Source organism: Candidatus Nitrosarchaeum limnium BG20, from assembly GCF_000241145.1.
In the GTDB taxonomy this organism is placed as follows: Archaea; Thermoproteota; Nitrososphaeria; order Nitrososphaerales; family Nitrosopumilaceae; genus Nitrosarchaeum; species Nitrosarchaeum limnae.
In genome coordinates, this window is record NZ_AHJG01000067.1 from 1 (window position 1) to 10,325 (window position 10,325).

General features: G+C 35.3%; 11 protein-coding genes. 6 read left to right on the forward strand and 5 right to left on the reverse strand.

Annotated elements, in window-relative coordinates:
• Positions 1–202: 202 nt before the first annotated feature.
• The 3 genes from BG20_RS02175 to BG20_RS02185 form a co-directional block, all read right to left on the reverse strand.
• Positions 203–1,150: a hypothetical protein gene (locus BG20_RS02175; protein WP_010190314.1), complete on the reverse strand. Its 948-nt coding sequence runs from the start codon at positions 1,148–1,150 to the stop codon at positions 203–205.
• A gap of 73 nt (positions 1,151–1,223) precedes the next feature.
• Positions 1,224–2,492, reverse strand: coding sequence for a tRNA (N(6)-L-threonylcarbamoyladenosine(37)-C(2))-methylthiotransferase (locus tag BG20_RS02180; protein ID WP_010190316.1), 1,269 nt, complete (start codon positions 2,490–2,492; stop codon positions 1,224–1,226).
• 3 nt (positions 2,493–2,495) lie between these two features.
• Entirely contained in the window at positions 2,496–3,857 is a 1,362-nt protein-coding gene (locus BG20_RS02185) for an aspartate ammonia-lyase (RefSeq protein ID WP_048096990.1), read from the reverse strand.
• Between the two features lie 127 nt (positions 3,858–3,984).
• Here BG20_RS02185 and BG20_RS02190 point away from each other — a divergent pair, with 127 nt between their 5' ends.
• From BG20_RS02190 to BG20_RS02200, 3 genes are all read left to right on the forward strand, one after another.
• Positions 3,985–5,379 (forward strand): multicopper oxidase domain-containing protein, encoded by a 1,395-nt coding sequence (locus BG20_RS02190; RefSeq protein ID WP_010190320.1) that lies wholly within the window; start codon positions 3,985–3,987, stop codon positions 5,377–5,379.
• 75 nt (positions 5,380–5,454) lie between these two features.
• Positions 5,455–6,387 carry a D-2-hydroxyacid dehydrogenase gene (locus tag BG20_RS02195; protein ID WP_007402133.1) on the forward strand — a complete coding sequence of 311 codons (933 nt, stop codon included), beginning with the start codon at positions 5,455–5,457 and terminating at the stop codon, positions 6,385–6,387.
• A 102-nt stretch (positions 6,388–6,489) separates the two neighbouring features.
• Positions 6,490–7,356 carry a hypothetical protein gene (locus tag BG20_RS02200; RefSeq protein ID WP_238527457.1) on the forward strand — a complete coding sequence of 289 codons (867 nt, stop codon included), beginning with the start codon at positions 6,490–6,492 and terminating at the stop codon, positions 7,354–7,356.
• Between the two features lies 1 nt (position 7,357).
• Here BG20_RS02200 and BG20_RS02205 read toward each other — a convergent pair whose 3' ends face one another.
• Together BG20_RS02205 and BG20_RS02210 are read right to left on the reverse strand one after the other, a co-directional pair.
• On the reverse strand, positions 7,358–7,873 hold the full coding sequence (locus tag BG20_RS02205; RefSeq protein ID WP_010190324.1) for a hypothetical protein: 516 nt from the start codon (positions 7,871–7,873) through the stop codon (positions 7,358–7,360).
• A gap of 4 nt (positions 7,874–7,877) precedes the next feature.
• A complete protein-coding gene (locus tag BG20_RS02210; protein ID WP_010190325.1) occupies positions 7,878–8,531 on the reverse strand; it encodes a hypothetical protein in 654 nt (217 codons plus the stop codon).
• Between the two features lie 226 nt (positions 8,532–8,757).
• Between BG20_RS02210 and BG20_RS02215 the strand changes: the two genes are divergently transcribed.
• From BG20_RS02215 to BG20_RS13875, 3 genes are read left to right on the forward strand one after another with little or no spacing between them, the layout of a single operon-like run.
• Positions 8,758–8,958, forward strand: coding sequence for a hypothetical protein (locus tag BG20_RS02215; RefSeq protein ID WP_007402132.1), 201 nt, complete (start codon positions 8,758–8,760; stop codon positions 8,956–8,958).
• Positions 8,959–9,002: 44 nt separating this feature from the next.
• Complete coding sequence (locus BG20_RS02220) at positions 9,003–9,461, forward strand: 50S ribosomal protein L15e (protein WP_007402126.1); 459 nt, start codon at positions 9,003–9,005, stop codon at positions 9,459–9,461.
• Between the two features lies 1 nt (position 9,462).
• On the forward strand, positions 9,463–10,320 hold the full coding sequence (locus BG20_RS13875) for a CFI-box-CTERM domain-containing protein (RefSeq protein ID WP_010190326.1): 858 nt from the start codon (positions 9,463–9,465) through the stop codon (positions 10,318–10,320).
• Positions 10,321–10,325: the final 5 nt, after the last annotated feature.

Below are 10,325 nucleotides of genomic sequence, written 5' to 3' on the forward strand. Positions count from 1 at the left end.
AACTAAGAAAGAAGCTCCAAAAGAAGTAAAGAAAGAACTAAGAAAGAAGCTCCAAAAGAAGTAAAGGGAAAGAAGCTCCAAAAGAAGTAAAGAAAGAAACTAAGAAAGAAGCTCCAAAAGAAGTAAAGAAAGAAACTAAGAAAGACGCTCCTGCAAAAAAATCTAAATAGAAAACTCTATTCTAAAAATTAAACTAAAAATTTTATTCTAATTGGTATAAATCTAGTTTATAGTCAATACTGCAATCAGGTTGTGACCAATCAAGAGTATTCTCTTGTGGAATAACTCCAAGTGGATCATACTTTTCAAATTTTGTCATTCCTTGAATTGATGATAGCATGACTATTTTTGATTCATTTGAAGATGTCATATCTACCTGAGAACTACTTTCACTTAGAATTCCACTAGTTAGATTTGTAATTGAATTTATTACTCCTACTGGAATATTGTTTCCTCCAACTACGTAAAGCATTGAGCGTTTCACTGTATTTGGTGATGTATTTTCATAAAGCATTTTGAGTGAATCTCTTAATGATTCCTCTAGGCTTTGTCCGTTTTTGCTTGTAGTTAGAATATTGGTTTGATTTGATATATCTGAAGTGTGCAGGGAACTAACTACGTGCATAATTGCATCATTGGCAATGTTGTAACATGTTTTTGGACTCAAATCTGGATTACTTTCTAAAAGTGAGTCATTATCTAAAACAATTGTACATGCGGAGTTTGCTTTTACTCTTTTTAGGGAAACACCTGAGTTGAAAATTCTATCTTTTTCATATTTGAATGGCATTATTGCAAATGAAATTAAGCCCTTGTCTGCCTCTTTGCAAATTTCTGAAACTACTGGTGATATGGCAGAGCCTGTCTTTCCTGCCAAATTTGTCATAAGAACAATAGTAGAATATTTTGAAATTTTTTCTTTAATTTGATCTGCTACCTTGTATGTAGAACCTCTGATTAATTGCACTGAAGGATTTATGACTGAATCAGTGGAGACTTTAATTGAATCCGCACCTGATTGGATATCTTTTTGATCATTACTAATAATTAGACAATCTGAATTGAGTGAATCTTTAGCCTGTATTGCTAATTTTGAGCCTGCCCCGCCTAAGCCAATAACTAAGATCGGTTCTTTAACTTGAAAACTCATTTCAAATATTATTCAGAGATTTGGATAAAAAACCTTCTTACGTTATTTTAATCAAATTTTCAATCTAAAAAAATTAGCTTGCGATCTCGCCAATGATACTGTGTATAGAGGCATCTGTTATTTTGACTGTCTGTGTCTGACCTATCTTGATCTCATCTTTAACAAATACTGACTTGTATGCAAAGTTTCTTCCCTTGATGCCTTGATCGGTCTTCTCATCAAACAAAACTTTACCCTTCCACCCGATCCATTTCTGATTGTTTTCCAAAGAGATCTTGTTTATTTGATTAAAGATGATCCTGCTTCTTCTTTTCACTTCTGATGCCTCTATCTGTTCCCACTCTGCAGCTTCTGTTCCTGGTCTTGCACTATACTTTGAAAGATTCACAATATCTGGGCTTGTCTCATTTAGAAGTTCAACTGTTTTCTCAAAATCTTCTCTAGTTTCTGATGGAAAGCCTACTATGATATCTGTAGATATTGTAAAGTCTGTATATCTCTCTCTGGCTTTTTTCACAACTTCTTTGAATGTGTTTACTGTGTGCCCTCGTCTCATATCATTTAGGACTTTGTCGCTTCCACTCTGAACAGGAATATGTAGAAATTTGTATACTTTATCACTGCTAAAAGATTCTATCAATTCATTTTTTATTCTTGGCATGTACATTGGATTCATCATGCCAACTCGTATCATGAAATCTTCAGGAATTTCTGAGACTGCTTTTACCAAAGTAGGTAAATCCGTATTGATATCAAATCCATAACAACCATTATCTGTTGATGTTAGCCAGATTTCTTTGCATCCATCGCTTACCTCAGTTTCAACCTGTCTGACAATATCTCCAATTCTGTAACTCTGAAGGTCTCCTTTTGCTAGTTTGGTCTGACAAAAAGAACATTCACTCATACAACCACTAGCGATCTCCACAATTCCAACAACTTCATTCAATCTAACTTTGGGCAATCCTACTTTTGATAGATCAGTATCTTCAAGTGCGACAAACTTTGTTCCCCTTAATGTAGAATCTATCACCTGAAGTGTTTTTCCAAGCGAATTTGGTCCTAACAAACTTGCATTCTTTGAAATTTTTTCAACTGTACTAAGCTCTGCTTTAGGGAGACATCCAGCAACAACTAGTGGTTTTGATTTTAATGATTTAATTCGATGAATCATCTTGTTTGCAGTTGAATCTTTAACCGAACAAGTAACTACTATATTCAAATCTGATTCTGTAGAATTTTTGGCAATAGTGTGACCGCCATTTACTATTAATCCTGAAATCATTTCAGAATCTGCAAAACTTGCAGAGCATCCGTATGCTTCTACGAATATCTTTGCCATGATTTATCCAAACAATGCATCAATTTCTTTATTGCTCATCAATTTCTTTGATGTTACTAACTCTCTAATGGTCTTTCCAGTTTTTAGGGACTCTTTGAACAACTCTGCAGATTTTAGATAACCTATCTTTGGTGTCAGTAGAGTCACTATTACTGGACTATTTTCTATGTTGCTTCGAAGCTTTTCTTTGTTTGCAGTCAATCCGTCTATAAGATTTGCAGAAAATATTGGTACAAAATTCTTTAACATGTCTGTGGATTCTAACATGCACTTTAGCATACCTGGCATCATTACATTTAGCTCAAACTGTCCACTTTGTGCTGCATAAGATACGGCAGTATCATTGCCAATTATGTTAAAGCAAATCATGTTCATGCATTCTGCCAAAGATGGATTTACTTTTCCTGGCATAATTGATGAACCTGCATGAACTGCTGGAATTCCAAGTTCTGCTAATCCCGCAATTGGACCTGATGCCATTAATCTTATGTCGTTTGAAAGTTTGCCAATTTCAAGTGCCAAATTTCGTAGTGCTCCTGAAAGATTTGCAACCGCAAATTTACTTTGTAATGCATACTGCATATCTTTCTCTGGAACTAATTGCAATTTTGAAATCTTTGCAAGTTCTGAAATTGCAATTTTTCTATATCCTTTTGGGGTGTTTGCACCAGTACCTACTGCTGTTCCTCCCAAAGCTACATTTTGTAATTCTTTTTGTGATGAAATAATTTCATTTTTTGCCTTTGTAATAGATGTGACATAAGCTGCAAATTCACTTCCAAGAGATACAGGAAGTGCATCCATCAAATGTGTTCTTCCTATTTTTTTAAACGATGAAAATTCTTTTGATTTTTTTGTCAGTGATTTTATTAATTTATCAATTGCTGGAATAGTCTCTTCCAAATTAATTAGAATTGCAACATGCATTGCAGTTGGGTATGTATCATTACTTGACTGTGACATGTTTACATGATCATTTGGATGCAAATGCTGATACTGACCTTTCTTTTTGTGTAAAATCTCCAATGCTACATTTGCAATAACTTCATTTGTATTCATGTTAAATGCAGTCCCTGCACCAGAGTTTATCATCTCAATTACAAATTGGTCGATGTATTTTCCTGAAAGTATTTTGTCACATGCTGTAACTATAGCTTTACCACGCTTAACATCAATTGCTTTTGTCTTCATGTTTGCAATTGCAGCTGAGCGCTTGATCATTACAAATGACTTGATCAAATTTTCATGTGCTCTGATTCCTGTAACATGATATTGTTGAATTGCTCTTCCTGTGAATGCTCCATAATATGCGTCTGAAGGAATTTTTATCTTTCCAAGTGAGTCTTCATCTAATCTGAATTTCAATTCATTTTCTCTTAAATTTCCCATTATTCATTCTTTTTCTGATATTTTTTCTAAACATTTTTCCCTCTAATGGGAATTATTATATAGGAATCAAGAGTCACGATGCGTAATGAATAAGCGTCTAAGTATGCTCTTTACCATCACAGCAGTAGCTGTAATGGGAGCAACGCTATTCGGAAGCACATACACACAAACCCAAATTGGTGCTCAATCACTTGACGCCTCTAAAATGGATGTCAACGTACTTGAACAAATCCACCAAATGGGCGGTTTACAGCTAGTAATGCCAGAAGCATTCGCAGTAACTGATTGTGGTGCATTAGCTGACTCTGGACGAAAAGTCGTAGAGTTTAACTTGACTGGTGAAAGTGTCACACTTCCAATCATGGGAGGAAAGACATACAATGCAATGACCTTTAGTGGACAAGTCCCAGGACCAACACTAAGAGTTACTCAAGGTGATGTCGTAAAAATGACATTAACAATCCCAGCAGGTGAAGTTACTGGTCACGGTAACGACATGCATGCATCACAAATGTCCGCAGGCAACTTTGAATCTGTTAACCCAGGTCAAACAAGCCAATACTGTTACATTGCTCAAGCAGCTGGTACTTTCAAATACCATTGTTCTGGTGTACACCTAATTGGTATGGATCAACACGTCCTTTCCGGCATGTACGGAATTGCAATTGTTGACCCAATCGATGGTTACAACAAATTAATGGTAGAGAAAACATCAGTTAACAACGGCAAAGTATCATTAGACAGACAGTTCTACGATGCAGACGCATTAGAGTTCACACTCCAATACAACCAATTGTACCTTACACCTGAAGGCAACTATGATGCCGGAGCAATGTTCCAACATCATAACACTGCAACAGTTGTTAACGGAATGCAATTTGGTTATGTACCAAACATGGTTCACAACTTGCTCGTTAAAGGCGATGCAAACAAGAACATCTTTGTTGCACAACCATGGAATGGACTTGAACTAAAGCAGTACCAATCACAACTCTTGTTTGTTGAAAACAATCAACATGTAAGACTCTTCGTTGAGAACCAAGGTAACGAACCAGTATTTTTCCACATTGTTGGTGAAATCTTGGACAGAGTTACACAAGGTAACAGAGTACAATCTGCAGCAACTGAAACATGGTTGCTCGGTGGCTCACAAGGCATGATTGTTGATTTGGTATTTGATGAACCAGGTGCATACGCAGCAGTTAATCACGACTATGCAGCAATTTACACAGGTGCTGCTACAGTATTTGTAGCAGGTGATCCATTTGGATTGAACCCAAGATTGGTCAATGCAGGAGTAATTCCAGCACCAGTACCATCATATGCATATGCATTGGGCAACCCAAGCGATGCTGTCCCACCAATGGGAATGAACAGTATTGCACACCCAGCAGTAAATGTACACGGTCTATACACTGATGACGTAGCTTCCGCAAAAATAGCAAGCGGTGCTATCCCACTATGGGAAGTTGTACCAACACTACCACCAATACCATAGGTAGAATAACACTCCAATCTTTTTCTATTTTTCAATTCTTAATGAATTATATTCTATAGATTTTTTCTTAATTGCATGGGTTTTGAAGATTCTGTTTTGATTTGTGATGAAGTAGATCCAGTTCTAAATAAAATATTACAAGATAACGGCTTGAAGGTTTCTTATGAGCCAAAAATTACACCTGAACAAATTAAAGAAAAAATTTCTAATTTCAATATTGTAATTGTAAGAAGTAGAACCACTATTACTAGGGAGATAATTGAAAAAGCCGACAAGTGTAAAATAATTGCACGTGTAGGAGTTGGACTAGATAATGTTGATCAAGTAGCAGCTAAAGAAAAAAATATTCGCGTAATCAATGCAGCTGAAGGTGCAATGAATGCAGTTGCAGAACTTGTTTTGGGTTTGATGTTATCTTTAGCAAGACAAACTGCAAGAGGTGATAGAGCAATTAGAAATGGACAATGGCTAAAAAATGAATTGAAAGGAACAGAACTTAGAGGAAAATATCTTGGAATTGTTGGACTAGGTAATATTGGAAAAAGATTGGGACGACTTGCACGTGCACTAAACATGAATATCATTGGATACGATGTGGTTCCAATTGATGAAGAGTTTTCAAAAGAAGTTGGTTTGATGAAAGCTGATTTGGATACATTATTGCAAAGCTCAGATTATATCTCAATTCATGTGCCTTTGTTGGATTCCACATATCACTTGATAAACGCTCAAAAAATTTCCACAATGAAAAAGACTGCAAAAATTATCAACACATCAAGAGGTGGTGTAGTTGATGAGGATGCATTGTATGATGCCCTAAAAAGTGGTAATTTGGGAGGTGCTGCATTGGATGTATTTGAAAAAGAGCCAGCAACCGGAAACAAATTGGCAGAACTAGATAACGTAATTTTGACCCCACATATTGGTGCTCAGACAAAAGAGGCCCAGTCACTGGCTGCAAACATTACAGGAGAAAAGATTATTCAGATTCTCCGTGGCGTAATCTAAGCCATTTTCTCGCACGAATTTTAAATTGCCAAAAAAAGCTTGACTTTTTCGTGATTAAATCTCTTCGAATTCTTTTTAAGATTGGTTTAAAAGGTGAAGTTCGTGAAGAAAAGATCTAGCATGAATATAGAATCTGAGCGAGTAGGCAAAAATATGCCTAGTCTACGTTCACTGGTCATAATTTCAATAGGTCTGATTGTTGTTGCAATACTTACTTCTGCCTTTGTTTATGCAGAGACTGCATCTGTTAGTGTGGATGGCAAATCTTATGATATTCAATATGTCGGTAATGGAGTAACAGTATCTGGTATATCTGCTGATACTGATTTTGTATCTTTGATTCTAAGTGTGAATGTTTCTGGTTCTCCTGGAACTTTGGAGGTTACTCTGGATAGAAATCTAATTGATTCTACATTTCAAGGAAATGATGATGATTTTATTGTTTTAGCAGACGGTGATGAACCAAAGCATACCGAGATTCAAACAAACACACAAAGTAGAACTCTAAGTATTGAACTACCTGCTGGAACAGAAGAGGTTGAAATTATCGGTTCTGTCTTTGGTTCTACAGAAACACCTACTGAGGAACCAACAACTGAAACCCCAACAGAAACACCTACTGAGGAACCAACAACTGAAACCCCAACAGAAACTCCTACAGAAACACCAACTGCTGAAAAACCCACTGTACCCGTAGAAAAACCAACTACACCAACATCTGAAAAACCTAAAGTTGAATGTGGTCTTGGAACAATTCTAAAAGATGGAGCATGTGTTTTAGATGAAAGATGTGGTCCTGGAACAATTCTAAAAGATGGTGTATGTGTAGCAGAACCCGTTACTGAGAGTGTTCCTGCTAAACCATTTGGAACTCAATTAGTTATTGCACTAGTTGGCTCATTTGTAATTGCAGGTACTATTGGAGTTGTATTGGCTTTAATGTCTAAAGCAAGTAAGAGCAAAAACTGATCTAATTACACTGATAGTTTTTACCATTCATAATGTTAAACAAATCAAATCCTGAATATTGAATTGTTGTAGTATATGGAATCACTCCGATAATTGGAGTATCTATGTTTACCAGCATGTTCAGTTTGTTTGGGTCTACTCTGATGTCTCCTCCGTTGAATTCAAAATCTAAATTCATAAACACATATTGTGCCTCTGTAAAGGATTCAGAGCGAAAAATTCCCTCTTGGCTGGCATGAGATGACGGATTTATTGTAAGAGGTTGAACTGTAAATGTTCCAATGTTTTTAAAATCATAAAATGAAACTATCTCAAATTTTTTAAAACTCATCCAAAATGGCATTGTGTTACAAAATTCAACGTTACCGTTGTTTGATAATTCAAAATAACCAAATTTACTTTTATCATCCCATTTGTAGTGTAATTGTTGAGCTCCATAGATATTCAAAAAAGAATGTGCAAAAGGAATTACTATTAAAATAATTGCAATTACTACTATCCTTGTATATTTATTCATGATTTTAAATTACAATAATTTTTTTATTTATGAGATACTGCATTGCCTGTGAAAATTCATTATCTGAAAGATTATCGCTTAACCACCATCCAGCTGTATTTTTTACCCAATCTGGAATGTGTACTGTATCAAAATTTTTTTCTTTAATCTTATCTGGAACTGTGATCAACTCTTTGTCAACAAATCTGTTTATTGCATCCATGAAAAATCCATCTGATATTTGGTTGTTGATCCAACTATAAGCAATCTGTTTCATTCCAGTTGAGATGCAAATGTTTTTTGAATTTACTATCTCAAATTCTGCAGTATTTTTTGCACCTGAATATTCAATGTCTATGAAATATTTTCCAAGTGGAAATGTATCTGCTTCAAATGGAAATACAGAAGGAATTGGATTTTGTAAATTGCTTATGGGAATTGGAATTGCATTACTTTGTTTACCTGTTTGGTCTCTAATGTGGATAATCGCTGAATCTCCTGTAACTTCGGAGACTTGAATTGTGTAAAATAATTTCTCACAATATTTGTAACTAGTCTTCTCCATTGCAATATCTACAGTTGGAACGGCATAGACACTTGGCAAAAGACTGATACTAAAAATTCCTAAAATTATGATTGCATAATTTGACTTCAATGGCTGAGATTTATCATTGCTCAATAAAAATCTCAAATCACATCAGGAATGCTTTTTAATAACTTGAAATAATTTCAATTATCGTTTTCTGCGGATACAAAGTCTTTGAGTGTGTGGCAGTAATGCCCCCTCAAGGAAAATTATTCTATTGTGTGATTTCTATCATCGAAGTATTCATTTGAGATAGTTTATTACAGATTGTCATATTTATGACAAGATTAAAATATTGTTACTTGTGCTTACTGTGAATATGCAACAATCCGTATTACTTGAAGAACAAGCAAAACCACGAACTGAAAGGCAGGTAACTTACTTTTGCAGATTGTGCAGAAACTATGGAATTAAAACTAGAAAGGCACATCTACAAAATTATCATAATGCCCACAGAGATACAGTCACCAAGCGAAGTAACGGTGATCTGGTAGATACTATCTTTGTAGAGTCCAAATAACTTGGAGCATTTCAGTTATTAAAGGGGAATTTATCAAAACCGATATGCCCAGCATACAAGATAAGACTTGGATCCGACTATGGCAAGAGAATACTCCGGAAATTCGAGAACGAGTAGTTCAATGGCGTAAAGAAAATGCCATTACAAGAATAGACAGACCAAGTCGTTTGCAAAGAGCCAGAAGATTAGGTTACAAAGCAAAACAGGGCATTGTTGTAGTTAGAATGAGAGTTGGTACTGGTGGTATGCGAAAACAAAGACCAGTAGCTGGTAGAAGACCAAAACATCTTGGTGTTACAAGAATCAAAGCAGATGATGACATGAAGACAGTTGCAACAAGAAGAGCTCTTGAAAGATATCCTAACTTGAAACTTTTGGGTTCATACTTTGTTTACAAAGATGGAATGCATTATTGGTTTGAAGTTATCATGGCAGATCCACAGCATAAAAGAATTGCACAAGACAAAGAATTACGACAAAGAATTCCACAAATACTAGCATAACTTGAAATCGATTTTATTTGTTTCACTTGTTTTACTTTTAGTAATTACACCTGCATTTGCTGCTCCGTTATCTGATAGAACTGGATTAGTAAACAAATTAGATGTAAAAACAGATGGATACACATTTCAAATTGAAACTGTAGCAAACTTTGACATTACAGATTTTGAATTTGATAAAGATGCCAAACGATTGACTTTACATGTCACAAGTGGCCTTCAAAATAATTTAGCAGAGATATATCTGCCTCAGAAACTTTTGAGTGGAAATTTTACTTTTTACATTAATGGAACTGAATTTTCCCAAAAAATAAAGAACAACAATGATATTTCATTTATCACGCTAAACTTTACTGGATCAGGTAATTCCAAAATAGATATTGTTGCAACTGAATACTTGCATGACAAAAATCCTACCATTGTAGTTGAAGAAAAGACTCCAACTGAAACTACATCTCAAAAAGGCGGTGGTTGTCTAATTGCTACTGCAACATATGGCTCTGAACTGGCACCACAAGTACAACAATTAAGAGAACTACGAGACAATTCCTTACTCAAAACAGAATCCGGAACTGCATTCATGAAGACTTTCAACGATTTCTATTATTCATTTAGTCCTACTGTGGCAGACTGGGAACGAGAAAACCACACATTCAAAGAAGTAGTGAAGATAACCCTTACTCCTATGATTTCATCTTTGTCTATTCTAAATTATGTGGATATGGATTCGGAATTATCTGTAATTGGATATGGTGCATCTTTGATTCTTTTGAATCTAGGCATGTATTTTGTTGCACCTGTAGTGGTAATTCACAAAGTAAGAAAACTGGAATTATCCAAAAAATCTAATCTAAATTTTTAATTTTA